This is a genomic window from Kitasatospora sp. NPDC089509 (genome assembly GCF_044749365.1).
In the GTDB taxonomy this organism is placed as follows: domain Bacteria; phylum Actinomycetota; class Actinomycetes; order Streptomycetales; family Streptomycetaceae; genus Kitasatospora.
In genome coordinates this window covers 120,657-144,948 of record NZ_JBIVHS010000001.1, presented here as the reverse complement: position 1 = coordinate 144,948, position 24,292 = coordinate 120,657, and the positions used below count along the sequence as shown (strand labels likewise).

Genomic DNA, 24,292 nt, shown 5'->3' with positions numbered 1-24,292 from the left:
CCTCACGGGTGTGGAGTGCGGTGCGCGATCCGGCGGTGCCGACCGTGGGTCAGAGCAGCTTCTCCAGGTCGCGCACGACCTGGGCCGGGGTGGGCATCCAGGCCATCTCGTGGCGCAGTTCGTCGGCCGCCGTCTTGAAGCCGGGCTTGGCCAGCAGGTCTGCGAGGGCCGCGGTGATCGTGGCCGGGTTGTTCTGATCCTCCGCCTCGTCCAGCGTGAGGCCGGCCCCCAGCTCGGTCAGCCGTTGGCCGTGGGCGAACTGGTCGGCCAGCTGGGGCAGGACGAGCTGCGGAAGGCCGCGCCAGGTGGCGCTCATGGTGGTGCCCGCACCGCCGTGGTGCACGACCACGTCGTGCTCGGTGAGCAGCAGGTTCAGCGGGGTGGGCTCGATCAGCCGGACGTTGTCCGGCACCGGGCCGAGTTCCTCGCGGTAGGCCTTGTGGACGGTGGCGATCGCGTCGACCCCGGGCAGTTCGCCGCAGGCCCGCAGGATCCCGGCCACCATCCCCACACCGTTGAGGGCCAGCACATTGCGGCCCACCGAGACCACCACGCGCCGGCGGCGCCCGGTGGCCCGGCCCGCGTCGACCCACTCCTGGTGGAGCCAGTCGGGCAGCGCGCCGTTGCCGTGCGAGTCCACGTGCCGGATCGGCGTGCCCGGCTCGATGTCCGGCAACTGCAGCGACGGCGGGCACGGGTCCAGGAGGACGACGGGGTCCGGCAGTTCGGCGAGCCCGTGGGCGTCGAGCAGCTTGCGGTGGGCCTCCCGCGCCTGGACGCGGGTGGTGCCGCTCAACGGGTCGACGCCCCAACGGTGGTGCACGACCGGGACGTCCAACAGCCCGCCCATGATGAGGGAGCAGTACTCCAGGCCGTCGGCGACGATCAGGTCCGGACCGAAGGCCCGGGCGATCTCCAGGTACCCGGCCAGCACGGTCTCGTTGTGCGCCGCCCAGAAGGCGGCGAAGTTGCCGGGGTCGCCGTTGCGTGACGGGTGCCCCCAGAACTCGATCGGACGGCCGCCGTACGGCAGGCTGCCGCGGATCAGCTCGGTCATCCCGTACCAGTCGCCGACGCCGGCGGCACTCAGCCCCGCGCCCGCGGCCGCGGCCTGCACGTCGGGCTGGCCCAGCACGAGCACCTCGTGCCCCGCGCCACGGAGCGCCCAAGCGAGTGGCGCGAGTGGCGTCAGATGACCGCCGTCGGGCGTGACGACGAAGAGAGCGCGCATCGTTTTCCCTAGTCCTGGACGGGTTCCAAATTCCAGCGGAACGGGCGGCGGGATTATGTCGGTCAATTTCTCGAACCGGTGCGATGGGGAGCCGTATTCGCCCGCACAACCGCGTCGAGGTGACACGAATATCCTCTGGCCTGCCTTCTCCGGCGTCAAGGGAAGGAAATTCCGGTCAGGTCATGGCCGGGCCAGGCCCGGGTCAATTTGAAAACGCCCCGCAAGCGGAATGTCAGCGCAGTGCAAAATGTGGCGCAGATCACGCGCCGGGGTTTTCGGCGGCCGCCGCGACGGCGGGCGCGGCCGGCCGTCCCGGAAACGCCGGATGCCCCGCTCGGACCCACCTCAGGGGTGTGGGTCCGACCGGGGCACGGGGGTCGTGCGGGGGCCGGCGGGTGGCCGGGGCCGTCGGTGGCCGTCAGGCCCGCCGCGGCCGCCACTCGGCGAGGATGCCCGCCGACAGGGCGTCGGCCAGCGAGGGAGCGGACCGGTCCTTCGGGGAGATCACCGGCAGTTCGGTGAATCCCCACGGGATGGCGAGGTCCGGGTCCAGCGGATCGATGTCGATCTGGGTGCCCGGGACGTGGGCGCTGGACAGCACGTAGCAGATGCAGCTGTCGTCGGTCAGCGCGAGGAATCCGTGGGCGACGCCCTCGGGAATGTAGACGGCCCGCCCGGTGGCGTCGTCCAACAGGTTGCTTTCGTACCGGCCGAAGGTCGGCGAGCCGACCCGGAGATCGACCACGAAATCCCGCAGCGCACCGCGCACGCACGACACGAACTTCGCCTGGCCCGGCGGAATGGTCACGCTGTGCAGTCCGCGCAGCGTGTTGCGCCGGGACACCGAATAGTTGATCTGGCGCGGCACGAACGGCTCTCCGACGATCCGGCCGAGCTCCTCGGTGCGCACCGACTCGAAGAACGAGCCGCGTTCGTCGACGAGCAGCTTCGGTTCCACCACGTACACGCCGGGAATGCCGGTCTCGGCTATCCGCATGGTATTTCCCGTTCCCTCGATGGGTTCCGCCGGGCGGCGCCCGGTCAGTGGGCCGCCGCGGACTCGGCGGAGGGCATCTTCGCCGCGGCGGCAGCGGCAGCGGCGGCGGCGACCGCGGCGACCTGGGTGCGGGTGCGGATGAACCAGGCGCTCGCGAAGGCCAGCACGCCGGCCACCGTGCAGTACACGAAGACCTGGTGGGTGCCGCTGGCGACGGCGTGCTCGTAGGCGTCGCGGGCGGCGGCCGGCAGGGCGCGCAGGCTCTCGGCGCTCAGGTGCGCACCGGCGGAGGGCGCGGGGTGGGCGCCGGGGCCGCCGGGACCGCCCGGACCACCCGGACCACCGTGGCCGCCGGCCATCTTCTTGGCGCCGTCGGCCATCTGCTGGGCGAAGACGATGCCGGCCAGCGAGACGCCGAAGGAGCCGCCGAGGGTGCGGGAGAGGGTGACGGTGGAGGAGGACACCCCGAGGTGGGCCCGCCCCACGCTCTCCATGCCGACCGAGAGGGTCACCTGCGTCGCGAAGCCCAGGCCGGCGCCGAACACGGCCATGTAGGCGCCGGTGACCCACGGGCCGGTCCCGATGTCCATCAGCGAGAGCAGGAAGACGCCGAGCGCGATCAGCGCCGAGCCGATCAGCGCGTAGCGGGTGAAGTCGCCCTTGCCGGAGATGAGTTGACCGGCGAACAGGTTGACGGCCACCATCGACAGCAGCAGCGGCAGCATCAGCAGGCCGGCGTTGGTGGCCGAGGCGCCCTGCACGGTCTGCTGGAAGATCGGCAGGAAGGTCATCGCGGCGACCATCACGAAGCCGCTCAGGAAGGCCAGCACGTTCGCCCAGCAGAAGTTGCGGCTGCGGAAGATGGCGAGCGGCAGCACCGGTTCGGCGACCCGGCGCTCGACGGCGATCAGCCCCACGGTGGCGGCGACGGCGAGCACCCCGAGACCGATGATCTGCACCGACACCCAGTCGTACTTGGTGCCGGCCCAGGTGGTCATCAGCACCAGCGAGACGATCGCGGTCGACAGCAGGACGGCGCCCAGGTAGTCGATCCGCCCGGAGGCGCGGCGGGCGGGGATCCGCAGCGCGACGGCGATCATCACCAGGGCCAGCACGCCGATCGGCACGTTGACGTAGAAGCAGGAGCGCCAGCCGAGGTGGTCGGTGAGGAAGCCGCCGACCAGCGGTCCGGCGACCATCGCGGCCCCCATCGAGGTCGAGGCCATGGCCTGGAACTTGCCCCGGGCCTGCGGCGTGACCAGCTCGCCGATCAGCGACAGCGCGCCGACCATCAGACCGCCGCCGCCCAGGCCCTGCAGCACCCGCAGGCCGATCAGCTGGCCCATCGACTGGGCGAGGCCGCAGAGGGCGGAGCCCACCAGGAAGAGCGTGATGGAGGCGAGGAAGCAGCCCTTGCGGCCGTACATGTCGCCGAGCTTGCCCCAGATCGGGGTGGCGGCGGCGGTGGCCAGCATGTAGCCGGAGGCCACCCAGGAGAGGTGGTCGAGGCCGCCGAGGTCGCCGACGATGGTGGGCATCGCGGTGCCCAGGATCAGGCTGTCCAGCGAGGCGAGCAGCATCGCCAGCACCGCCGCGGCCATCACGACGTACGTGGCGCGGGTCGGCGGCGGCGGGACCGGCACGACGGCCGGCGTCGGGTTCTGCGAGATGGCGTCCACGCCCCTTCAGGACCACACGGGTCTCCCCCGCACGGCCACTTACTTACCGGTTGGTTAATTGGGTACGATGGAGAAGGTAGGGGCTCTACTTACCAAACGTCAAGTAAGGAAGGTGGGACGGACATTGGCCACCCGGGCAACCACGGCGAACACCCGCAGCCGCAGGAGGGACACCCGTCGGGAGATCCAGGAGATCGCGCTGCGGCACTTCCTGGAGCGCGGCTACGAGGCCGCCTCGCTACGGGAGATCGCCGAGGAACTGGGCGTCACCCACGCCGCGCTCTACTACCACTTCAAGTCCAAGGAGGACATCCTGGTCAGCGTCGCCGAGGGACTGGGCGGCCCGATCGACGAGCTGATCGCCTGGGGCGAGCAGCAGCCCCCGACCCTGCGGACCCGGCAGGAGCTGCTCACCCGGTACAGCGAGACGCTCACCGCCGCCGCCCCGCTCTTCCGGCTGATGCAGGAGAACCAGTCGGCCCTGCGCAAGTTGAGCATCGGTCAGACGCTGAACGACCGGGTGGCCGCCCTGGCCCGGCTGATCTACCTGCCGGAAGCGCCACTGGAGGCCCAGGTCAGGGCCTCCAGCGCGTTGATGACGGTGCACTTCGGTGCGTTCTCGCTCTACGCCCTGCCCGGCGAGGCCGAGGAGAAGCGCAAGGCCCTGCTGGACCTCGGACTGGAACTGCTGGCCGCCGCGCACACCGGCGGCCGGTGACCGGCTCGGCCCGGTCCGGCACGATCGGCCGGACCGGGCCAGGACCCTCAGCGCACCGCCGCGCGGCGCACCGCGTCCAGCAGGTCGGCCTGCGCCAGGCAGTCCCCGGCCGCGGCGCCGGCGCCGGCCCGCACCGCCGCGGTGAACGCCGCCAGGGTGAGCGCGACCTGGTCGGCGGCCGGCAGCTCGATCTCCTCGGTGCCCGAGGCGCCGGTCAGCCGGAGCACCGGCCGGTGGTCGGCGGGCGGGGTGAAGGCCCGCTCCAGGGCGATCCGACCGGTACTGCCGACCAGCTCGTAGCCCGAGCGATAGGCGTGCTCCATGCCGAACTCCAGCTGCGCGGTGACGCCTTCGGGCGTCCGCAGCAGGACCGCGCCGCCGGTCTCCACCTGCCGGCCCGGGACGGTCTCCAGCGTGGCACCCAGCACCTGCAGCCGGTCCCCCAGGAAGTGCAGGGCCGCCCGCAGCGGATAGACGCCGACGTCCCACAGGGCGCCGCCGCCCAGCTCGGGCCGGTGCCGGATGTCGGTCGACGGCAGCGCCGGGATGGTGAACGCCGCCCGGAACGACCGCAGTTCACCGATCGCGCCGTCGGCCACCAGCCGCCGGACGGCCTCGTGCCCGGGGTGGTGGACGAACATCACGTTCTCCATCAGCACCAGACCGCGCCGCTCGGCCAGCCCGACCAGCTCACGGGTCCGGTCGACCTCCGTGGTGAGCGGCTTCTCGGCCAGCACGTGCTTGCCGGCGTCCAGCGCCGCCGCCACCCACTCGGCGTGCAGCGCGGCGGGCAGCGGGACGTAGACCGCGTCCAGCTCGGCCAGGCCGAGCAGTTCGGCGTAGCCGGTGACCGGTCGGCAGCCGTACGGCCGGGCCGTCTCCGCCGCCGTGCGGCCGTCCCGGCTGGCGACCGCCACCAGTTCGATCCGCTCGTCGGCCGCCATCGCAGGCAGCATCCGGCGGCGGGCGATCTCGGCGCAGCCCATGACGCCCAGGCGCAGCGGCTTCATCGGGCCGGTACCGCCGTGGCGTTGAGGCAGGCCAGCAGGGTGCGCGCCTGCACGTTGACGTAGTGGCCGTGCCGGACCAGCGAGGTGAGCTGGCCGGGGGTGACCCAGCGGAAGCCCTCCGGCGGCTGTGCCGCGGCCGTCCGCTCGTCCGCCTCGACGATCAGGTAGCGGCTCTCGGCGTTCAGGAAGCGGCCGCCCTCCTCCGAGTGGACGGCCTGGTAGTGGATCCGGTCCGGCCCGGCGGTGAGCACCGCGTCCAGGAAGGGCGGACGGTCCTCGGCCGGCAGGTGCGCGTGGTTGCCCTCGGTGGCCTGGACGGTGGGGCCGAGCTCGACCGTGTCGAGGAAGCCGCCCTCGACCCGCGCGTGCACCAGGACGTGCCGCACGCCGTCGACGGTCCGGGTCAGGAAGGCGGTCACCCCCCGCCCGACCGGCTCGAACAGCGGCTGGGTCCAACTGGCCACCTCCCGGCTGCCGGCCCGGACCCGGACCGCCACGGCGCGGAAGAAACGGCCGTCCTGGTGGTCGATGGAGGACTCACCGCGCTGCCAGCCCTGCACGGACGCCAGCGGGATCCGCTCCGCCGACACCTCGTGGCGGGAGCGCTCGGCGGTGAACCAGGACAGCACCTCGGTGTCCTCGAACAGCGCCCGCGGCTGCGGGTCCGCCACCGGGATGCAGGACAGCACCGTGCGCGAGTCCATGTTGACCACGTTGTCGCGGTGCAGCAGCTCGTTCACCTGGCCGAGCGTCAGCCAGCAGAAGTCCTCGTGCTCGGGGACCTCGCCGACCGCCTCGACCAGCATGTTGCGGTTGGACTTCCGGAAGAACCAGGAGCCGTGCTCGGACTGCAGCACGTCGGCCAGCACCCGGCCGCGGGCCGGGTCGGTGAAGTACTCGATGTACTTGACGTCGCTGCCCTTGTGCACCTTGGTGTAGTTGCTGCGGGTGGCCTGCACGGTCGGCGACAGCTGCAGCAGATTGGGGTTGCCGGGCTCCATCTTGGCCTGCATCAGCAGGTGCAGCACCCCGTCGAACTCCTTGACCAGGATGCCCAGGATGCCCACCTCGGGCTGCTTGATGATGGGCTGCTCCCAGTGCCGGACCGGTCCGTCGCCGAGCGTGACCCGCAGGCCCTCGACGCTGAAGAAACGCCCGCTGTGGTGCCCGAGGTTCCCGGTGGCCTCGTCGAAGGACCAGCCCTCCAGCTCGGCGAACGGGATCCGGTCGACCTCGAACCGGTGCGCCCGGCCGCGGCCGGCGAGCCAGTCGGCGAAGTCCCCGGTGGCCAGGTGCGAACCGGCCACGGCGGCGGCGGAGCGGGCGAGCCGGTCGGCCAGCGCGGCGTCCTCGCGGGGGCGCAGCTGGGCGTGCTCGGCGGGGCTGGGTCCCATCGGCGGGTTCCTCCTGGGGTGACTGGTCATCGGGTCAGCTGTTCGAGGTCGGCGACCACACGGGCCGGCGAGGGCATGCCGGCCATCTCGGTGCCCAGCTCGCCGGCCGCCTTGGCGTAGCGCGGGTCGTCGAGCAGGTCCCGCACGGCCTCGCTCACCCGGGCGGGGTCGTCCTGCGCGGCCGCGTCGTCCAGGGCGAGGGCGGCGCCCGCCCCGGCCAGCTGTTCGGCGCACCAGAACTGGTCGACCACCTGGGGCAGGACGAGCTGCGGCAGGCCGTACCGGGTCGCCGTCATCGCGCTCCCCGCGCCGCCGTGGTGGACCACCGCCGCGCAGGAGTCGAGCAGGAAGGTCAGCGGGGCGGGCTCGACCAGCCGCACATTGGCGGGCAGCGGGCCCAGCGCGGCGTGGTACTCCGGCTGCACCGTCACCACGGCGTCCACGTCCGGCAGTCGGTCGAAGGCCTCGACGAGGTGCCGGAACAGGCCCTCGCCGTTGTACTCGATGGTGCGCCCGCCCAGCGAGACCACCACCCGCTTGCGTCCGTCCCCGCCGGCCGGGGAGTCGCGGAGCCACTCGGGCATCGCCCCGTTGCCGTTGAACGGCACGAAGCGGATCGGGGCGCCCGGGGCGATGTCCGGCAGCTGGAGGCTGGGCGGGCACGGGTCCAGCAGCAGCGTCGGGTCCGGCAGGTCCGTCAGGCCGAGGCGCTCGTAGGCCTCCCGCAGACCGTCCCGGCCGGCGGTGCGGGCCTGGCCGGAGACCGGGTCGACCCCCCAGCGGTGGTGGACCACCGGGATCCCGAGCTCCTCGCCCAGCAGCAGCGAGAGGTACTCGAGCGTGTCGGCGACGATCAGGTCCGGGGCGAACCGCCGGGCCACCTCCAGGTACTGCGGCAGCGCCTCAAGGGTCGCCGGCATCCACAGCCGCCCGATGTTGGTCAGCAGCTCCAGGTCCGGCCGCGGGCCGGACTCCAACGGCCGCAGGCCCGGCGCGAGCCGGCTCGCCAGCTTCTCGTCGACGTTCATCGGGCCGCCGATTTCGACGGCGTTCAGGCCGGCCGACGCGGCGGCCGCCATCACGTCCGTGCGTCCGGCGACCAGCAGCTCGTGGCCGGCCGCCCGGATCGCCCAGGCCAGCGGAACGAGGGGGGTGAGGTGGGTGGACACCGGTGTGGTGATCAAGAGGACGCGCATCTGACTCTCCTGCCGGGGTGGGTTGGGGGCGTGGTGGGCCGACGCGGGCGCGGCCCACCACGTGGGGGCGCTACTTGGCGCCCGCGCCCGGCTTGACGTTCTCGTGGACCCAGCGGGCCACCGACGGCAGGACCGTCCCGGCGGTGAAGACCTGCGCGACGCCGAGCTCCTTCAACGCCGGCACGTCCGACAGCGGGATGACGCCGCCGCCGAACACGGTGACCCGGTCGGCCCCGCGCTCACGGAGCAGCTCGATGGTCCGGGCGAACAGCGTGTGGTGCTCACCCTGCACGCTGGAGATGCAGACCGCGTCGGCGTTCTTCTCGATCGCGGCCTCCACCACCTGCTCGACGGTGTTCAGCGGTCCGGTGAAGGTCTCGATGCCGCCGTCGTTCAGCGCCTGGACCAGCGGGGCCGCCGACGGGCCGCCGGTGCCCGGCATGGCCATCACGATCCGGATCTGGTTGTTCTCCTGCATGGTTGTCGCCTCCACGGCTCGATGGGTGGGTGGGTCAGGGGGGGGGGTTCGACTCGGGTCAGGGGGGTCGGACTCGGGTCAGTGCCGGGCGGCCAGGCGCTCCAGCGCGCCGACCACCTCGGCGGCCGGGGGCATCGCGGCGATCTGGGCCGCCAGCTCACCGGCCCGCTCCCGGTAGGACGGTTCGTTGAGCAGCGTCAGGGCGGCCTTGCGGACGTCCTCGGCGGTGTCCTGGCCGGGCTCCAGGCTGATCGCGGCGCCGAAGTCGGCGATCCGCTCCGCCGCCTCGACGAAGTTGCCGCCCTGCGGGACCACCAGCTGCGGGACCCCGGCGTTCATCGCGGTCAGGGCGGTGACCCCGCCGCTGTGGTGGATGATCAGGTCGCTGGTGGGGGCGACCACGTCGAGCGGCACCCAGCCGACGCGCACGCCGGGCAACTGCGCGCGCAGTTCCTCGGCGGCCTCGTCCAGGGTGGCGATCACGATCTCCGCGCCCAGCGGGGCGAGGTCGCCCACCAGCTCGCGCACGAAGCTGGTCTTCTTGGCGACCACCAGCCGGCTGCCGGAGGTGATGACCACCCGCGGCCGCTCGCCGCGGGTGTACATCCACGGCTCCAGCGGGCGCTGCCCGTTGGCCGGGACCCACCGCATCAGCTGGGCGGGCGGGGCGTCCGCCGGGCGCAGCCCCGGCGGGCAGATGTCGATGAACAGGTCCGGCGCGGGCAGCCGGTCCAGTCCCAACTCGGTGAGCTCCGGGCGCAGTTCGACGCCGGCGGCCGGGTCGGTGCGCCAGGCGTCGCCGGTGTCCCAGGCCTGCCGGACGTAGGGCACGCCGAGCCGGGCGGCGATCAGCGCGGCAGCGAAGGACATCGAGCCGCCGACCACGAGGTCCGGGCGCCAGCGCTCGGTCAGCTCCACCAGCGCCGGCATGCTCGCCGCGGCCATCCGGCCGAACCAGCCGCCGGCGAATTCCAGCTCCTCCTGCTTGGTCCGGGGCATCCGGACCGGATTGCCGGCGCGGTCGGTGGTGACGAAGCGGCGCACCGAGGCCGGCGCGTCCGCCACACCGGGCAGGCCGGCGCCCGCGATGTAGGGGACGATGTCCTCCACCGCGGTCATGAACACCTGGTGACCGGCGTTGCGGGCGGCGGTGGCCAACGGGGTCAGCGCGAACACCGTCGCCGGGCTGCCGCTGGCGACGAACAGAATCTTCACGAACTCTCCAGGATCAGGAGGGAGTCGACGGGATCAGTCGATGATCAGAACGGTGTTCCCGTCCGGGTCCCGGACGAAGAAGCGGTGCATGGTGTCGTGCTGCTCGATCTCGCTGGGGTCGACCGGGGCGAGCGCCTCCCGGGCCCGGGCCAGGTCCGCCCCGGTGAAGGCGAGGGCCATGGTGTCCCCGCCGGTGTCCCCGCCCAGCACGATCTCGCGGCCGCCGCCGCTGTCCAGCGTGATCCAGTTCTCGCCCTCCTTGACGGTGCGAAGGCCGAGCCGGTCCCGGTAGAAGGCGCGCATCTCCTCGAAGTTGGCGCACTTGATCAGGGTGGCGGTGAATTCGCCGAACATGCGTGGGAGTCCTTTCGCTAGCGGCCCGCCGGGAGCGGTCCGCCGGGTGTGCGGGTCAGCCGAGCAGCGTTCCGCCGCTGGTGTCGACGAAGGCGCCGGTGATCCAGCGCGCGTCCTCGGAGGCCAGGAAGGCCACCACGTCGGCGATCGCCGCCGGCTCGGCGACGTCCCCGAAGGTGCTGAACTGCGACATGACCGCCCGGATCTCCGGGTTCTGGAACACCTCGCTGCCGTTGTCGGTGCTGCCGGGGGCCACCGTGTTGACGGTGATCCGGCGCCGGCCCAGGTGGCGGGCGAGGTGCAGGGTGACCTGCTCCAGCGCGCCCTTGGTCATCGCGTAGGTCACCTGCTCGGGGGCGGCGAACCGGGTGAGGCCGGAGGAGATGTTGATGATGCGGCCGTGGTCGGGGATCAGGCCCAGGGCCCGCTGGGTGACGAAGAGCGGCGCCTTGGCGTTGACCGTCATCATCCGGTCGAACCACTCGTCGGTGATCTCCCCCGGCAGGGCGGTCCCCATGATGCCGGCGTTGTTCACCAGGATGTCCAGCCGGGTGTCGCCGGTGTGCTCCTTGAGCTGGGCCTCCAGGCTCGCGAAGAGGGTGTCGACGCCCTCGGCCGGGCCCATTTCGGCCTGCACGGCGAAGGCCCGGCCGCCCTCGGCGCGGATGCCGGCGACCACCTGCTCGGCGGCCTCCGCACTGGTCCCGTAGTGCACGGCGACCAGCGCGCCCTCCCGGGCCAGCCGTTCGGCGATCGCCCGGCCGATGCCTCGGCTCGCGCCGGTGACCAGGGCGGTTCTGTCGGTCAGCTTGGGCATGATCGTCCTCTTCTCGTGAGTGGGGTGAGGTGGTCAGTCGCCGGTGGGCGCGCCGAACCACCGGAGCAGCGCGGGCCCCAGGGCCCCCGAGGTGTCGGCCCAGACCACGTGGCCGTCCGGGCGGACCAGCAGGTCGTGGCCCGCCAGGTCGGCACCGGTGCCGTGGCCGGGCCAGCCGGCCGCGAGGTCCACCCGCCCGGCCCAGGGCCGGAGTTCGGCGGCCAGCCGGGCGGTGCGGTCCTCGTCGCCGCTCAGGGCGAGCAGCAGGCCGCGGCCGGTCCGCAGCAGCCGCAGGACGTCCCCGCGCTGCGGACCGGTCGCCAGCTCGAAGGCGGGCAGCCGGGCGCCCAGCAGCGGATGGTCCCCCGGGCCGAGCGGGTAGCGGACGTCCAGTCCGGCGATGCCGCTCGCCAGGTGCTCGGCCACGCCGTCCAGGGTGAGCAGTTCGGCGAAGACCGCCCGCAGGCCGTCCACCTCGGCACCGCCGAGCAGCAGGTGGGACTGGGCGGTGATGCCGGCCAGCACCCGCTCGGCGACCGGGTGCCGCTCGTCGTGGTAGCTGTCCAGCAACCCGGCCGGCGCCCGGCCGCGGACCTCGGCGGCCAGCTTCCACCCGAGGTTGGCGGCGTCCTGCAGTCCCAGGTTCAGCGCCTGTCCGCCGACCGGCATCTGCTGGTGGGCGGCGTCCCCGGCCAGCAGGACCCGCCCCAGGCGGTAACGGGCGGCCTGCCGGCAGGTGTTGTCGAAGGCGTTGACCCAGAGCGGGGTGCCGTGGCCGATGGCCTCCCCGGTCACCCGCGCCCAGGCGGCCGCCACCTCAGCGAACGCGGGCGGGCCGGTGCGCGGGGCCGGCCGGAACGCGAACTCGTGCACCATGACCCGGGTGACGCCGTCCGGACGCCGGGCGGCGACGGCCATCCCGGTGGGGAAGCGTTCGAAGCGCCGACCGGGGATGTCGATGCCGTCGACGTCGGCGCGCAGCAGCTCCTTGTCGGCCGCGGCGCCGGGGAAGTCGATGCCGGCCAGCTGCCGCACCGTGCTCTCCTCGCCGTCGCAGCCGACCAGGTAGGCGGCCCGCAGCCGCACCGGCCCGGCCGGGCCCTGCGCCTCCACCTCGACGTGGTCGGGGTGCTGCCGCAGCCCGGTGACCAGGTGGCCGCGCAGGATCCGCGCGCCCAGGTCGGTGGCCCGCGCGTGCAGCAACTCCTCGGTGCGGGCCTGGAGCACCTTCCACTGGCCCGGGTACCGGGTGTCCAGCCCGCCCAGGTCCAGCGGCAGGCCGCCGAAGTGCCCGGCGCCGTCGTTGGGGGGTGTGCCCAACTCGGCCGCCAGGCCGCGCTGGTCGAAGAACTCCATGGTGCGCGCGTGCAGGGTCGAGGCCCGGGAGGCGGTCGACGGGGCGGCCAGCCGCTCCAGCACGACCGTCTCCACGCCGCCCAGCCGCAGCTCCGCGGCGAGCAGCAGCCCGACCGGGCCCGCGCCCACCACGATCACCTGGGTGTCCATGGTCAACTCCGGCCCTCGGCATGGGCCTTGGCGTACCCCAGGGTGGCGCGGCTGTTGGCGCTGAGCGCGGTCCGGATGTGCTGGCGGGCCTGCTCGACCCCGGCCTCGGCGCCGAGGACGGCCGCGATGTTCTCCGGGTTGACGACCACCGTGTGCTGGGAGGTGACCGACACCCCGTCCGCGTTCGGCACCAGCCGCCACTGGCCGGTGTGCAGGGTCATCAGCGCCGGCAGGGTGGTCTGCTTGTAGACGATCAGCTCGTCCGGGAAGCACACCCGGATCGACTCGGTGGTGTGGGTGTGGCCGTCCACCGTGCGGGTGTCCATCCGCAGGGTCTGCACGCCGGGGGTGTCCTCGGTGAGCCGGACCGTCGCCACGTGCGGCAGCCGCTCGGACCACAGCTGGGCCTCGTTGAGGAAGTCGTAGACGTCCTTGGCCGAGCCCGCGACCTGCACGGTGTCCTCGAAGGAGAACAGCAGGTCGTCCGCGGCGGTGGCGAGTTCGACGTTGTGCTTGAGGGCGGCCAGCTCGGAACGGCTGTTGCGGTCCACCGCCTCGTCGATCCAGGCCAGCGACTGCGGGTCGTCGTCGATCGCCCGGTAGTCGTGCAGCAGCCGCACCCGGGACCCGGTCGGGCCGAGCGGCTCGATGATCCAGGCGCCGCCCATCGCGGCGACCGGCGGCGCGGAGACCTCCTGGCGGAAGCCGATCCGCAGCGCCTTCGGGTCCAGCGTGCGGCGCGAGGTCCAGTTCTTGACCGCGCCGTTGGCGGTGGCCCAGATCCGGATCCGCTCGTGGTCCTCGGCACGCTCCACGTGGTCGGCGTAGACGGTCGGCGGGAAGATCCGGGGCCAGTTCCCGACCTCGGCGATCAACCGGTAGACGGCCTCGGCGGGCGCGTCGACGGTGATCTCGTGCTCGACCTCGCGGTGAGCCTGCTGGGGCATTGCTGTTCTCCTTCGGTCGATCGCGGCGGACTGCCGGTCAGAAGTTGCCGAGGCCGCCGCAGACGTTGAGCGCCTGGGAGGTGATCGAGGCGGCGGTGTCCGAGGCCAGGTAGCCGACCAGGCCGGCCACCTCCTCCGGGGTCGAGTAGCGCCCGAGCGGGATCTTGGCCTGGAACTTCTCCAGCACCGCGTCCTCGGTGGTGGCGTAGGCGGCGGCGTAGCCCTGGCGGACCCGCTGCGCCATCGGCGTCTCCACGTAGCCGGGGCAGACCGCGTTGACGGTGATCCCGGTCGGGGCCAGCTCGTTGCCGAGCGCCTTGGTGAAGCCGACCACGCCGTGCTTCGAGGCCGAGTAGGGCGCACCCAGCACCACGCCCTGCTTGCCCGCGGTGGAGGCGATGTTGATGATCCGGCCGCGCTCCTTGCCGCGCATGCCACCGGCGTTGAGCACCTCACGGGTCAGGGTGAAGACGCTGGTGAGGTTGGTCGCGATGACGTCCTCCCACAGCTCGTCGTCGATGTCGGCGGTGACCCCTCCGCCGCTGCGGCCGGCGTTGTTGACCAGCACGTCGATGGTGCCCAGCCGCTCCACCGCCGTCCGCACCAGCGCGCGGACGTCCTCGCGGTCCCGGACGTCGCAGTGCGCGCCGTCGACGGTGTGGCCCTCGGCCCGCAGCTCCTCGACCGTACGGGCCACGTTGTCGGCGTTACGGGCGCAGATGAACACCGCGTGCCCCTGGGCGGCCAGGGCGCGCGTCACCGCCAGTCCGATTCCGCTGGTGGCTCCGGTGACCAGAGCCACCCGCTGTCCGGTGTCCGGCATGTCCCCTCCTGGTGGTGCGTCGGCTGATGTGATGGGTGGCGCCGGCCCGGACCTCCGGGTGCTCCGGCGCGGCGACCGGTGCGGTGCTCAGGCCGCCGCGGCGACGGCCAGCAGGTGCTCGTTCACGAGCTCCAGCAGCGCGCGCGGGGTCTTGGCCTCGGTCACCACGGAGTCGTCCAGGGTGATGTCGAACTCGCGCTCGATCCGGCCGGTGGTCTCCAGCAGCGCGAGGGACTCGTAGCCCAGCGCGGCCAGTTCGGCGTCGAGGATCTCGCCCTCCAGGTCGACGCCCTCCTCGGTGCCGGCCGCCTCGCGCAGGATCCGCTTGAGGTCCTCCAGGGTGAATTCCCGGGCAGTCATGTCGCTCCTTGGATGTCGCGTTCTCGGGTTGGTGGTGGACGGGTCAGCGCGCCGCACGCACGACCAGGGCGGAGTTGAAGCCGCCGTGGCCGCGGGCCAGCACGAGCGCCGTGCGCAGCCGCGTCTCGCGCGGGCTGCCGGTCACCAGGTCGAGCTGGTGGTCGGGGTCGGGGGAGGTACCGGTGGTGGGCGGGATCACGCCCTCGCGCAGGGACAGCAGCGCGCAGGCGACGTCCAGCGGAGCCGCCCCCGAGTAGAGCCGCCCGGTCATCGTCTTGGGCGCCGTGACCGGCACTCCGCGCGGGCCGAAGACCGCGGTGATCGCCTCGGCCTCGATCCGGTCCAGGTCGGGCAGCCCGGCCGCGTCCGCGAACACCACGTCGATCTGATTCGATGTCATCTCGGCGTCGGCCAGGGCGAGTTCGATCGCCCGGCGGAGACCGGGCGCGCGTCCGCTGCCGGGGCGCGGATCGAAGGTAGCGGCGTACCCGGCGATCTCGCCGTAGACCTCCGCACCGCGCTCGCGCGCGGCGTCGGCGGCCTCCAGGACGAGGAGTGCGCCCCCTTCGCCGGGCACGTGGCCGGCGGCGTCGGCGTCGAACGGGAGGTAGGCCCGTTCCGGGTCCTCGCTGGTGCTCAGCCGCTCCCCGGCGAGTTGCGCCACCCAGCCCCACGGGCAGATCGAGGCGTCGACGCCGCCGGTGACGATCAGCCGGCTGCCCTTGCGGATCTGGCGCCGGGCGACGCTGATCGCGTCGAGGCCGCCGGCCTGGTCGCTGACCAGGACGCCGCTCGGCCCCCGCATGCCGTGCCGGATGGAGATCTGCCCGGTGTTGACCGCGTAGAACCAGGCGAAGGACTGGTACGCGCTGACGTGCCGCGCGCCCAGGGACCACAGCTTCTGCAGTTCCCGCTGGCCGAACTCGAAGCCGCCGGAGGAACTGGCCGTCACCACGCCCATGTCGTAGGCGGGCAGGGTCTGCGGGTCCACCCCGGCGTCGGCGAGCGCCCAGTCGGCGGCCACCAGCGCGAGCTGGGTCATCCGGTCGGTCTGCGGCAGCAGCCGGCTGGGCAGGTGGTCCGCCGCCACGAACCCGTCGATCTGGCCGGCCAGTTTGGCCGGGTAGTCGCTCGGGTCGAAGGCGGTGATCCAGGCGATGCCGCTGCGGCCCTCCAGGGTGGCGGCCCAGTACTCCTCGGCGCCCAGCCCGTTGGGAGCGGTCACGCCCAGTCCGGTGACCACGACGGACGTGCTGCTCATGCCCTGCTCCTGTCCGCGTCGGTCAGCACCATCGCGCTCTGGAACCCGCCGAACCCGCTCCCCACGGTGAGCACCGCGTCGGTGCGCCAGTCCCGGGCGGTGAGCGGCACGTAGTCCAGGTCGCACTCGGGGTCCGGGGTGTGCAGGTTCGCCGTCGGCGGGACGACGTCGTGCCGGATCGCCAGCACCGAGGCGGCGATCTCGATCGAGCCGATCGCGCCCAGCGAGTGGCCGACCATGGACTTGATCGAACTCACCGGCACCCGGCGGGCGTGCTCGCCCAGGCTGCGCTTGAACGCCGCGGTCTCGTGCCGGTCGTTCTGCACGGTGCCCGAGCCGTGGGCGTTGATGTAGTCGATCCCCTCGGCGTCCAGCCGGGCCTCCGCCAGCGCGGTGTCGATCGCCTCGGACATCTCCAGGCCGTCCGGGCGCAGCCCGGTCATGTGGAAGGCGTTGCAGCGGGTCGCGAAGCCGGCGATCTCGGCGTAGACGGTGGCCCCGCGCTGCCGGGCGTGCTCCAGGGTCTCCAGGACGAAGACGGCGGCCCCCTCGCCGAGGACGAACCCGTTGCGGGTGGCGTCGAAGGGCCGGGAGGCGTGCTCGGGGTCGTCGTTGCGCGAGGTGGTCGCCTTGATCGCGTCGAAGCAGGCCATGGTGATCGGCGAGATCGGCGCGTCGGTGGCACCGGCGATCATCACGTCGGCCGATCCGTCGCGGATCAGCTCGACGGCGTGCCCGACCGAGTCCAGCCCGGAGGTGCATCCGGTGGAGACCACGGTCACCGGGCCCTCGGCCCCCACCGACCAGGCGACCTCGGTGGCGAAGGAGCTGGGCACGAAGAAGTTGTAGAGGTGCTTGGGGGCGTAGCGGTGGTCGACCAGGTCGAGCCGGCCGCTGTCGCTCACCACCCGGTACTCGTCGTCGAGACCGGTGGTGGCGCCGACCGCGCTGCCGATGGTGACGCCGGTGCGGGCCGGGTCCAGCTGGTCCAGCTCCAGCCCGCTGTCGGCCACCGCCTCGCGGGCGGCGACCACGGCGAACTGGCCGGCCCGGTCGATCCGGCGGACCTCCTGCGGCCGCAGGCCGTGCTCGTAGGGGTCGAAGTCGACCTCGGCGGCGACCCGGGAGCGGAACGGCGCGGGGTCGAAGAAGGTGATCCCGCGGGTGGCCGTCCGGCCCTCGCTGATCAGCGTCCAGAAGTTCTTGGTCCCGATGCCGCCCGGGGCCAGCACCCCGACCCCGGTGATCACGACCCGGCGTCCGGCCATCACTGCGCCTGCCAGTGGTAGAAGCGCGTGGCCATGGCGTCGGAGGGCGAGCGCCAGGTGTCGGGGTCGTAGGCCTCGATGTGCGGCTTGAGGTCCTGGCTGATCTGCACGAACAGGGGGTCCTCCTTGGCCGTCTCGATGCGCTCGCCGCCGTGCTCACCGTCGAAGTCCTGGAGGTGGAAGTACAGGCCGCGGTAGGCGAACAGCTGGCGGCGCCGGGTGCCCATGCGGTGCGGCATGTCGGTCTCGTCGAACGCACCGAAGAGGCGGGCCACCTCGTTGCTGGAGCCGATCTCCATCCGGGCGACGATCAGGTTGCTGTGCACAGAGCTTCTCCTTCGGTCGAGCTGGGCCGTCGGTCGGGCAGGGTCTGGTCGGCGGGGCCCGCTAGCGGGCGGGGCCGAACCAGCGCCGGAGCGCGGCCGTCGGCTCCTGGTGGCTTTCGGGGGTCCAGGCGACGTGCCCGTCGGGGCGGACCAGGACGGCCGCCGTGGCCTTGAGCGGGCTGTCGTCCGGGAGGTCGCGCACCGTGGCGACGCAGTGGTCGACGCGGTCGGACCACGGTCCGACGGCCTCGCGCAGCGCGGGGTCGGCGGTGAGGTCCAGCAGCACGCCACGGGCCGGGTGCAGCAGTTCGGTGGCGGTGGTGGGGCCCGCCGCGGTGTCGAGTCCGAGCGGCGGCAGCCGGCGGCCCAGCAGCGGGTGGCCGTCCGATCCGACGTCGTAGCGGATCTCCAACCCGCTGACCATGGCGGCCAGATGGCGGTTCACCCCGTCGAACCCGAGCAGTTCGCCCAGTACCTCGCGCAGCGGCTGGACCTCGTCGCCGCCGAGCATGAGCACCCCCTGGGCCCGGGTGTTCATCAGCAGGCGCCGGCCCACCGGGTGGCGCTCGCCGTGGTAGGTGTCCAGCAGGTCCTCCGGGGCGGTGCCGCGCACCACCGCGGCCAGCTTCCAGCCCAGGTTCACCGCGTCCTGGACGCTCGTGTTCAGGCCCTGGCCGCCGGCCGGCAGGTGGATGTGCGCCGCGTCGCCGGCCAGCAGCACCCGGCCGCGCCGGTACTCGGACACCTGGCGGGCCGCGTCGGAGAACGAGCTGAGCCAGACCGGCTCGCCGTGCGAGATGTCGGTGCCGATCAGCCGCTGCCAGGCGGCGGCGATCTCCGCGTAGGCGGGCGGCTCGGTCCGCCGCCGGGGCGGGGCGTCGCGCTCCCCCACGATGAGCCGGTGGATCCCGTCACCGAGGGGTCCGACCATCACCATGCCGCCGGGCACGGTCTCGCCGATCATCCGCGGTTCGAGGTCCAGGCCGCGGACGTCGGCCAGGAACAGCTCGCGGGTCGCCGCCCAACCGGGGAAGTCGAAGCCGACGGCCTTGCGGATGACGCTGCGCCCGCCGTCACAGCCGACCAGGTACGCGGCCCGCAGCCGGGACGCACCGGCCGGGCCGACGACCTCGACCTCGACCTCGGCACCGCCGTCGTGCACCGCGAGCACCTCGTGGCCGCGGCGGATGTCGGCGCCCAGTTCCCGGGCCCAGGCCTCCAGGACCTCCTCGGTCCGGGACTGGGGGACCGTCTTGGCCGGCAGCCGGCTGCTGTCCAGTTCGTCGAAGTCGACCGGGACACCACCGAAGTGCCCCTGGCCGCTGGTCTCGACATTTCCGAAACGGGACAGCAGTCCGCGCTGGTCGAATACCTCCATGGTGCGGATGCTCAGACCGAGACCACGGGACTCACCGGTGGGCTGCGCATTCTTTTCCAGCACGATCACGTCGGCGCCACCGAGGCGTAGTTCACCGGCCAGCATCAATCCCGCCGGGCCCGCCCCCACCACAATGACTGACGCATCCATGTGTTCCCCCTGGCTGCTGTTGGAATTCCTGGACGGACTTCGACCGGCCGGCCCCGGCACCGCGCAATCGAGCCTTCGAAGAGATTGTTCGTTGACCCGGGGGAAGTCAAGGGCCTTATCCGCGGCCGTGAAAGGGCTAGGTCAGGGGAATGTCAAAACAGCAGCGCCGGGCAAGCCATGGGTCAGTGGAACGACAATTGTGTCGAGCGTCACACGAGGGCGGAACGACGCCCGGGACCGGCGGCGCACCCGGGGGTCCGAGCCGCCGGAACGGCCGGGCCCGGAACGACGGACGGCCGGGCCCGCACCGCGCGAATGCGGTGCGGGCCCGGCCGTCGTACCGCCCCGGGGGGCGGCGGTGTCGGTGAGATCGGGGGTGTGGGGGCCGGTACGGGGACCGGCGCGGGACCATGCGGGACTACGCGGGACTAGTAGTGGCCGAAACGGAATCCCACGCCTCGCACGGTCACGATCCATTCGTGGTCACCGAGCTTCTGGCGCACCATGTTGACGTGGGTGTCGAGGGTCCGACTGACCTGACGGCCCACCGCCCCGGTCCCTCTCGTCTCCTTCCAGACTTCGGACATCAGGCGTTCCCGGGAAAGCACCGCCCGGGGCTCGGACGCCAGAATATGAAGCAGGTCGAATTCTTTTCTGGTCATGGCGATCGAGCGCCCGTCGAGGCGCACCTCGCGGCTTTCCCGGTCAATACTCAAAGGCCCGCGAACAATTCGGTGAACACTCGGCGGCTGACGCCGGGACCGGCGCATGACGGCCTCGATGCGGGCGGCCAGCTCCCGGAATCCGTAGGGCTTCGCCAGGCAGTCGTCACAGCCGGCCTGCAGACTCAGCACCCGGTCCAGTTCGGTGTCCCGGGCGGTCAGCGCGATGATGGGGATCTCGCTCGACGCACGGACCGCCCGGCAGATCTCCAGGCCGTCGATGTCGATGAGTTCCAGCCCGAGCAACATCAGGTCGTACTCGCGGTGCGCCTCCAGGGCGGCCACCCCGTTGGAGGCGATCCCCACGTCGTAGCCGTGCCGCCGGAGACTCTGCTGCAGGGTGCCGGCGTGGCCCGCATCGGATTCGGCCAAAAGAACTTGCATTGACTCCCCCGTTCTCAACGCCCGATAGCCGCTGACCGGTGGTCCGGTCGACGGTTGTGCGGCTGAGGACCCGAAGCCGGCGAACGGGGGGATCGACGGGTGTGCGGGCATGACGAAGCGGACCGCGACGCCTGGACACGGCGGTGCCACCCCTCCTCGCCCTCACTCCCCGACGGGAACCGCCTCCAGCCCCTCCACCCGGCCTTGAGTGCGCCATGACTGACCCTCAGGTTCGGCAGCGTACGCCATGGTTGGCAACAGCTGTCAACTATGGCGGACAGCAGCACGGCCGTGGGAGAGTGGGCCCGCAGAGTTTCCGGGTCCGGGTGTCAGGCCCGACCCTGGAGGGAGGGGCAACAGATGACCAGTGCTGATTCACCGGCCGGTCGACCGACCGTCCAGAGCTTCGACGAGCGGCTCCAGGGACTGATCGGCACCATGTACCCCGACGAACGGAAGCGACCCGGCTACACCAAGCTGGCCAAGGAGATCCGCGAGTCGACCGGCGGCACCATCTCGGGCACCTACCTGTGGGAACTCGCCACGGGCAAGAAACGCAATGTGACGCTCGATCAACTCACCGTGTTGGCCAAGTTCTTCGGCGTGCCGGCCGAGTACTTCCTGAGCGAGGACGTGGCCGACCGGGTCGACACCCAGCTCAAGGCGATGCTCGCGCTGCGCGACGCACGGGTGCGCAGCATCGCCCTGCGGGCCGACGGCCTCTCGGCCCAGGCCCTGGAAGCACTGTTGGTGATGGTCAACGAAGCCCGCAAGCTAGAGCGCCTCTCGCCGGTCGACGACGTGGTCCACTGCGCGGATGACACCCCCACCGGGAAGCGACCCGGCTCCTAGGTGGAACCAGGACGGCCCGGCCGTCCGGAGCCTTCGGGCCCTCCGGACGCGCACGGGTCGTCAGCCCTGCCACGACGCATTCCGACACCGTCGTCGGACGGCGGGCCCGACCGCCCGCCGGGAGGTCTGCGGCACGAAGTGAATCATCGGCCAGGTGTGCCCGAACACACCACAGGTCGACGCTGCGCCATCAAACTCTGCCTGGGGGAAGCAGTTGCTGTACCGAAACCTGCGTCGTGAATGCCAACAGATAGTCAATCAACTCGACCTGCCGCGGCCGTTCTCCGTCGAAGCGCTCTGCGACCAGTTGGCCGAACAGCGGAAACGACCGCTGCACCTCATGCCGTTGCCGCCCGAGGCCGGAGCGATCGGCGCCTGCGGGCTCTGGCTCTCGACCAGCACCAGCGATTTCATCTTCGTGGAACGCAACACATCTCTACCACATCAGGAACACATCGTCCTGCACGAGATCGGCCACATGCTCTTCGACCACCGGACGCTGTCCATGGCCGAACCCGCCAGCATGAGCGAGATCTTCAGCGACCTCGGCCCCGACCTGCTCCGGCGCTACCTGGCCCGCACCAACTACGGCACCCGGCACGAGCAGGAGGCCGAGATGCTGGCCAGCCTGATCCGCACCACCGCCGACGACGCCACCCCCGAGCAGCCGGTCAGCGTGCTGGGCAAGCTGGAGGCCGCGATGGGCGTCGGTGAGCGGCATGCTCGCTGAACTGAACCACTACGGCCAGTTGCTGGAGAACGTGAGCATCGCCGCACTGTGGTTCACGGTGCTGCTCCGGGCGCCGGCCGCGGCGCGCTCGCCGTGGCAGCGGAGCCTCTGGCTCGGCATCGCGACGGCCGCCGGCGCGATGACCCTCAACGTGCCACCGGTCCTGCGCCTGCTGCACCACGTGATCGGCTCGGCGGACCTCGTCGACCTGATCCGCAACCTGACCGGCGTCGTCTCGGCCGCGGCGGTGCTCGACTTCGTGCTGTTCACCACCGACCACCCGCGCCTGCGGTTCGGCCTGCACGTCGCGGCCCTGTTCGGCATGGCCGCCCTGCTCACGCTGGACCTCAACGCCCCGCCGCACGCCGAGCACACCATCCCCGCGGTCGGCGCCCCGGATCCCTCCACCACATACTGGCTGCTGCTGATCGGCATCCAGCTCGCGGCCAACATCGTCTGTTGCCTGGTCTGTTGGCGCTACGGTCGGCGCAGCGAGAACCGGACGCTCCGGCTCTGCCTGAACCTGTTCGGCTGGGGCACCGCCTGCGCCGGCCTCTACTGGCTGGGCTACCTGGTCTACCTGCCCGTCCGCAACCCCGACATCGTCGCGGCGCTGCCGCTGCTGATGGGCCTGCACGGCCTGCTGCGCGCCGTCGCGCTGGCCGCACCCGGGCTCATCAGCCTGCGCCGCAAGGTCCACGACCTGGCGACGGTCCGGCGGCTGTGGCCGCTCTGGTACGAACTGGTCACGGTGGTGCCGCACGTGACCCTGCGCATCCCGCGCTCCCGGATCCGCGAGGTGCTCCGGCCGGACGGCTCCTGGAACCTGCTCGCCTACCGCAAGATCATCGAGATCCGGGACGCCGTCCTGGTACTGCGCGACGGCACCCCCCTGGACCTGCTCGACGCGGCGGAGCGGTACGTCGCGGCCGCCGCGGTCGCGCCGGAGCAGGCCGACGCGACCGTGCTCGCCTGCGTGCTGCGGGTCGGCGTCGCCACCCCGACCGCCGACTGCGCGCCGTGCTCGACGCAGAAGGCGGAGTTCTCGGTGTCCGGCGGCGCCGACCTGGAGGCCGAGGCGGCCTTCCTGATCCAGGTCGCCAAGGCCTACCGTTCGTCCCTCGTCGCGGAGTTCAGCCACCGACGGGGCGACGAACCGGTGCCGGCGGCCGGCTGCGCCGTCGCCGCCGACTGAGCACCGCCCGGCTCCAGGCCCGGTCCCGCCCTAGCGCGGACCGGCCAGCAGGGCGGTCTGGAAGACGAAGCGGTTCCACGGGGTCCGCGGATCCCGGCCGGTGACGGCGGCCAGCCGGCGCAGCCGGTAGCGGACGGTCTGCGGGTGGAGGTGCAGCCGGGCGGCGGCCGCGGCGGCGCCGTCGGCGTAGATCACGGTGTCGAGCGTCCGCCGGGTGGTCGCGTCCGCGGCGAGCGGACCGAGGACGGCTTCGACGACCCGGGCGGGGTCGGCGTCCGGGTGCCCGGTCACCAGGGCCACCACCTCCAGGTCGCCGCGGTCGAGCACCCGGCGCTCGGTCCACACCAGCGGCGGGGCGTGCCGCAGGCCGTGGACGGCGAGCCGGTAGGAGCGCGGCGCGGCGGCGGCGGTGACGCCGGTGAGCAGCGCGCCGGTGAGCCCGTGCCCGTCGGCCAGCCGGTGCAGCTCCGCCGGGTCGACGGCCTTGACCAGGGCCACCCCGACGCCGTCCAGGACGGTGTGCAGCGTGGTGATCCCGGGGCCGGCCGGTTCGCCCGCGGCCCGGTCGTCCAGCGCCTCGGCCACCAGCGCCGCCGCGCCCGCCACGTCCTCCCCCGCCGGGGAGACCACCGACAGGTCGAAGGCGGCGGGCAGTTCCGCGTCCAGTTCGCGCAGCCGGGCGCGCAGGGTGCCGGCGTGGCTCTGCCGGCCGAGCAGCAGGTCGGTGAGGAGTGCGCGCAGCGAGCGCTCGCGGTCCTCGCCGAGGCGGCGCCCGGTGGACTCGTAGCCGTCGAAGATCGCCTCGGAGGACTGGTCGAGCACGGTCAGCCAGACCCGGGCGAGGGCGCTCAGGTCCCGGACGGTGACGGCGTCGTCGAAGCGTTCGCCGATCCGCTCGAAGAAGGCCAGCGCGGCCACCCGGTAGGCGCGCAGCACCGCCGCCAGCGGGCGGGCGTCGCGCGCCCTGACCGCGCCCACGCCGCGGAACATCCTAAGGTCCTCGGCTTCCAACTCACCGTCCGACGACCAGAGTTCGAGCACCCGGCGGAAGGTCCAGACGATGATCGAGCGGACCTCGTCGAGCTGCCGGGGGTCCAGGTTGGCGTAGGCCGGGATCTCCCGGGCGACGGCGGCCAGGAAGGCCTCCACCATGCCCGACTCGTCCGCCAGGATCCGCGCCACGGCCCGGTGCCGCTCCGCCGAGGGGTCTTGTGCCGGTGGCACAGTCTTCTTCGTCACCACCTGACAAGCCTAGTGTCGGCGCCCGCGGCCCGCCCGCGACCATGGGAGGGCACGGCCGT

General features: G+C 72.5%; 24 protein-coding genes. 4 read left to right on the top strand and 20 right to left on the bottom strand.

The annotated features are described in order from the left end of the window. Positions 1–49: 49 nt before the first annotated feature. The 3 genes from ACIP4P_RS00475 to ACIP4P_RS00465 all read right to left on the bottom strand — a co-directional run bounded on the left by ACIP4P_RS00475 (position 50) and on the right by ACIP4P_RS00465 (position 3,907). Complete coding sequence (locus tag ACIP4P_RS00475; RefSeq protein ID WP_400913191.1) at positions 50–1,231, bottom strand: nucleotide disphospho-sugar-binding domain-containing protein; 1,182 nt, start codon at positions 1,229–1,231, stop codon at positions 50–52. 418 nt (positions 1,232–1,649) lie between these two features. Beyond that, entirely contained in the window at positions 1,650–2,228 is a 579-nt protein-coding gene (locus ACIP4P_RS00470) for a dTDP-4-dehydrorhamnose 3,5-epimerase family protein (RefSeq protein WP_400913189.1), read from the bottom strand. Positions 2,229–2,272: 44 nt separating this feature from the next. Beyond that, on the bottom strand, positions 2,273–3,907 hold the full coding sequence (locus ACIP4P_RS00465) for a DHA2 family efflux MFS transporter permease subunit (RefSeq protein ID WP_400913187.1): 1,635 nt from the start codon (positions 3,905–3,907) through the stop codon (positions 2,273–2,275). A 124-nt stretch (positions 3,908–4,031) separates the two neighbouring features. On the opposite strand from ACIP4P_RS00465, the gene ACIP4P_RS00460 reads away from it, so the two are divergent. Next, positions 4,032–4,625 carry a TetR/AcrR family transcriptional regulator gene (locus ACIP4P_RS00460; protein WP_400913185.1) on the top strand — a complete coding sequence of 198 codons (594 nt, stop codon included), beginning with the start codon at positions 4,032–4,034 and terminating at the stop codon, positions 4,623–4,625. 47 nt (positions 4,626–4,672) lie between these two features. On the opposite strand, the gene ACIP4P_RS00455 is transcribed toward ACIP4P_RS00460, so the two are convergent. The 16 genes from ACIP4P_RS00455 to ACIP4P_RS00380 all read right to left on the bottom strand — a co-directional run bounded on the left by ACIP4P_RS00455 (position 4,673) and on the right by ACIP4P_RS00380 (position 20,214). Continuing rightward, positions 4,673–5,635, bottom strand: a complete 963-nt coding sequence (locus ACIP4P_RS00455) for a Gfo/Idh/MocA family protein (protein ID WP_400913183.1) — start codon at positions 5,633–5,635, stop codon at positions 4,673–4,675. After that, positions 5,632–7,029, bottom strand: coding sequence for an NDP-hexose 2,3-dehydratase family protein (locus tag ACIP4P_RS00450; protein WP_400913181.1), 1,398 nt, complete (start codon positions 7,027–7,029; stop codon positions 5,632–5,634). Before ACIP4P_RS00450 ends, ACIP4P_RS00455 begins: the two co-directional genes overlap by 4 nt. A 26-nt stretch (positions 7,030–7,055) precedes the next feature. Beyond that, positions 7,056–8,225 carry a nucleotide disphospho-sugar-binding domain-containing protein gene (locus tag ACIP4P_RS00445; RefSeq protein ID WP_400913178.1) on the bottom strand — a complete coding sequence of 390 codons (1,170 nt, stop codon included), beginning with the start codon at positions 8,223–8,225 and terminating at the stop codon, positions 7,056–7,058. 70 nt (positions 8,226–8,295) lie between these two features. Beyond that, positions 8,296–8,703 (bottom strand): cobalamin B12-binding domain-containing protein, encoded by a 408-nt coding sequence (locus tag ACIP4P_RS00440; protein ID WP_400913177.1) that lies wholly within the window; start codon positions 8,701–8,703, stop codon positions 8,296–8,298. Positions 8,704–8,781: 78 nt separating this feature from the next. Next, positions 8,782–9,918, bottom strand: a complete 1,137-nt coding sequence (locus tag ACIP4P_RS00435; protein WP_400913174.1) for a glycosyltransferase — start codon at positions 9,916–9,918, stop codon at positions 8,782–8,784. Between the two features lie 33 nt (positions 9,919–9,951). Further along, positions 9,952–10,272 carry a VOC family protein gene (locus ACIP4P_RS00430; protein WP_350518426.1) on the bottom strand — a complete coding sequence of 107 codons (321 nt, stop codon included), beginning with the start codon at positions 10,270–10,272 and terminating at the stop codon, positions 9,952–9,954. A 55-nt stretch (positions 10,273–10,327) separates the two neighbouring features. Next, on the bottom strand, positions 10,328–11,089 hold the full coding sequence (locus ACIP4P_RS00425; protein WP_400913172.1) for an SDR family oxidoreductase: 762 nt from the start codon (positions 11,087–11,089) through the stop codon (positions 10,328–10,330). Between the two features lie 33 nt (positions 11,090–11,122). After that, a complete protein-coding gene (locus tag ACIP4P_RS00420; RefSeq protein ID WP_400913169.1) occupies positions 11,123–12,595 on the bottom strand; it encodes an FAD-dependent monooxygenase in 1,473 nt (490 codons plus the stop codon). A gap of 2 nt (positions 12,596–12,597) precedes the next feature. Further along, complete coding sequence (locus ACIP4P_RS00415; protein WP_350518429.1) at positions 12,598–13,542, bottom strand: aromatase/cyclase; 945 nt, start codon at positions 13,540–13,542, stop codon at positions 12,598–12,600. A gap of 37 nt (positions 13,543–13,579) precedes the next feature. Next, positions 13,580–14,365 carry a 3-oxoacyl-ACP reductase FabG gene (fabG, locus tag ACIP4P_RS00410; protein ID WP_400913167.1) on the bottom strand — a complete coding sequence of 262 codons (786 nt, stop codon included), beginning with the start codon at positions 14,363–14,365 and terminating at the stop codon, positions 13,580–13,582. Between the two features lie 87 nt (positions 14,366–14,452). Continuing rightward, a complete protein-coding gene (locus tag ACIP4P_RS00405; RefSeq protein WP_400913166.1) occupies positions 14,453–14,725 on the bottom strand; it encodes an acyl carrier protein in 273 nt (90 codons plus the stop codon). A gap of 43 nt (positions 14,726–14,768) precedes the next feature. After that, positions 14,769–15,986 (bottom strand): ketosynthase chain-length factor, encoded by a 1,218-nt coding sequence (locus ACIP4P_RS00400; RefSeq protein WP_400913165.1) that lies wholly within the window; start codon positions 15,984–15,986, stop codon positions 14,769–14,771. Continuing rightward, positions 15,983–17,254 (bottom strand): beta-ketoacyl-[acyl-carrier-protein] synthase family protein, encoded by a 1,272-nt coding sequence (locus ACIP4P_RS00395; protein ID WP_400913163.1) that lies wholly within the window; start codon positions 17,252–17,254, stop codon positions 15,983–15,985. Before ACIP4P_RS00395 ends, ACIP4P_RS00400 begins: the two co-directional genes overlap by 4 nt. After that, positions 17,254–17,580, bottom strand: a complete 327-nt coding sequence (locus ACIP4P_RS00390) for a TcmI family type II polyketide cyclase (protein ID WP_400913160.1) — start codon at positions 17,578–17,580, stop codon at positions 17,254–17,256. Before ACIP4P_RS00390 ends, ACIP4P_RS00395 begins: the two co-directional genes overlap by 1 nt. A gap of 61 nt (positions 17,581–17,641) precedes the next feature. Next, the gene (locus tag ACIP4P_RS00385; RefSeq protein WP_400913158.1) at positions 17,642–19,108 is read right to left on the bottom strand and encodes an FAD-dependent monooxygenase; all 1,467 of its coding nucleotides are present in this window, start codon (positions 19,106–19,108) and stop codon (positions 17,642–17,644) included. A 428-nt stretch (positions 19,109–19,536) separates the two neighbouring features. Next, positions 19,537–20,214 (bottom strand): response regulator transcription factor, encoded by a 678-nt coding sequence (locus tag ACIP4P_RS00380; protein ID WP_400913156.1) that lies wholly within the window; start codon positions 20,212–20,214, stop codon positions 19,537–19,539. A 360-nt stretch (positions 20,215–20,574) separates the two neighbouring features. Here ACIP4P_RS00380 and ACIP4P_RS00375 point away from each other — a divergent pair, with 360 nt between their 5' ends. The 3 genes from ACIP4P_RS00375 (at position 20,575) to ACIP4P_RS00365 (ending at position 22,991) form a co-directional block, all read left to right on the top strand. Next, entirely contained in the window at positions 20,575–21,066 is a 492-nt protein-coding gene (locus ACIP4P_RS00375) for a hypothetical protein (RefSeq protein WP_400913154.1), read from the top strand. Between the two features lie 214 nt (positions 21,067–21,280). Then, complete coding sequence (locus tag ACIP4P_RS00370; RefSeq protein WP_400913152.1) at positions 21,281–21,796, top strand: hypothetical protein; 516 nt, start codon at positions 21,281–21,283, stop codon at positions 21,794–21,796. Further along, positions 21,786–22,991, top strand: a complete 1,206-nt coding sequence (locus ACIP4P_RS00365; protein WP_400913150.1) for an MAB_1171c family putative transporter — start codon at positions 21,786–21,788, stop codon at positions 22,989–22,991. Before ACIP4P_RS00370 ends, ACIP4P_RS00365 begins: the two co-directional genes overlap by 11 nt. Positions 22,992–23,021: 30 nt before the next feature. Here the strand turns inward: ACIP4P_RS00365 and ACIP4P_RS00360 are convergent, their stop codons facing one another. Beyond that, positions 23,022–24,230: a helix-turn-helix domain-containing protein gene (locus ACIP4P_RS00360; RefSeq protein ID WP_400913147.1), complete on the bottom strand. Its 1,209-nt coding sequence runs from the start codon at positions 24,228–24,230 to the stop codon at positions 23,022–23,024. Between the last annotated feature and the right edge of the window lie 62 nt (positions 24,231–24,292).

Coding starts and splice junctions, on each gene's coding strand:
- ACIP4P_RS00475 (WP_400913191.1), bottom strand. CDS start 1,231: ATGCGCGCTCTCTTCGTCGTCACGCCCGACGGCGGTCATCTGACGCCA.
- ACIP4P_RS00470 (WP_400913189.1), bottom strand. CDS start 2,228: ATGCGGATAGCCGAGACCGGCATTCCCGGCGTGTACGTGGTGGAACCG.
- ACIP4P_RS00455 (WP_400913183.1), bottom strand. CDS start 5,635: ATGAAGCCGCTGCGCCTGGGCGTCATGGGCTGCGCCGAGATCGCCCGC.
- ACIP4P_RS00450 (WP_400913181.1), bottom strand. CDS start 7,029: ATGGGACCCAGCCCCGCCGAGCACGCCCAGCTGCGCCCCCGCGAGGAC.
- ACIP4P_RS00445 (WP_400913178.1), bottom strand. CDS start 8,225: ATGCGCGTCCTCTTGATCACCACACCGGTGTCCACCCACCTCACCCCC.
- ACIP4P_RS00440 (WP_400913177.1), bottom strand. CDS start 8,703: ATGCAGGAGAACAACCAGATCCGGATCGTGATGGCCATGCCGGGCACC.
- ACIP4P_RS00430 (WP_350518426.1), bottom strand. CDS start 10,272: ATGTTCGGCGAATTCACCGCCACCCTGATCAAGTGCGCCAACTTCGAG.
- ACIP4P_RS00425 (WP_400913172.1), bottom strand. CDS start 11,089: ATGCCCAAGCTGACCGACAGAACCGCCCTGGTCACCGGCGCGAGCCGA.
- ACIP4P_RS00420 (WP_400913169.1), bottom strand. CDS start 12,595: ATGGACACCCAGGTGATCGTGGTGGGCGCGGGCCCGGTCGGGCTGCTG.
- ACIP4P_RS00415 (WP_350518429.1), bottom strand. CDS start 13,542: ATGCCCCAGCAGGCTCACCGCGAGGTCGAGCACGAGATCACCGTCGAC.
- fabG (WP_400913167.1), bottom strand. CDS start 14,365: ATGCCGGACACCGGACAGCGGGTGGCTCTGGTCACCGGAGCCACCAGC.
- ACIP4P_RS00405 (WP_400913166.1), bottom strand. CDS start 14,725: ATGACTGCCCGGGAATTCACCCTGGAGGACCTCAAGCGGATCCTGCGC.
- ACIP4P_RS00400 (WP_400913165.1), bottom strand. CDS start 15,986: ATGAGCAGCACGTCCGTCGTGGTCACCGGACTGGGCGTGACCGCTCCC.
- ACIP4P_RS00395 (WP_400913163.1), bottom strand. CDS start 17,254: ATGGCCGGACGCCGGGTCGTGATCACCGGGGTCGGGGTGCTGGCCCCG.
- ACIP4P_RS00385 (WP_400913158.1), bottom strand. CDS start 19,108: ATGGATGCGTCAGTCATTGTGGTGGGGGCGGGCCCGGCGGGATTGATG.
- ACIP4P_RS00380 (WP_400913156.1), bottom strand. CDS start 20,214: ATGCAAGTTCTTTTGGCCGAATCCGATGCGGGCCACGCCGGCACCCTG.
- ACIP4P_RS00375 (WP_400913154.1), top strand. CDS start 20,575: ATGACCAGTGCTGATTCACCGGCCGGTCGACCGACCGTCCAGAGCTTC.
- ACIP4P_RS00365 (WP_400913150.1), top strand. CDS start 21,786: ATGCTCGCTGAACTGAACCACTACGGCCAGTTGCTGGAGAACGTGAGC.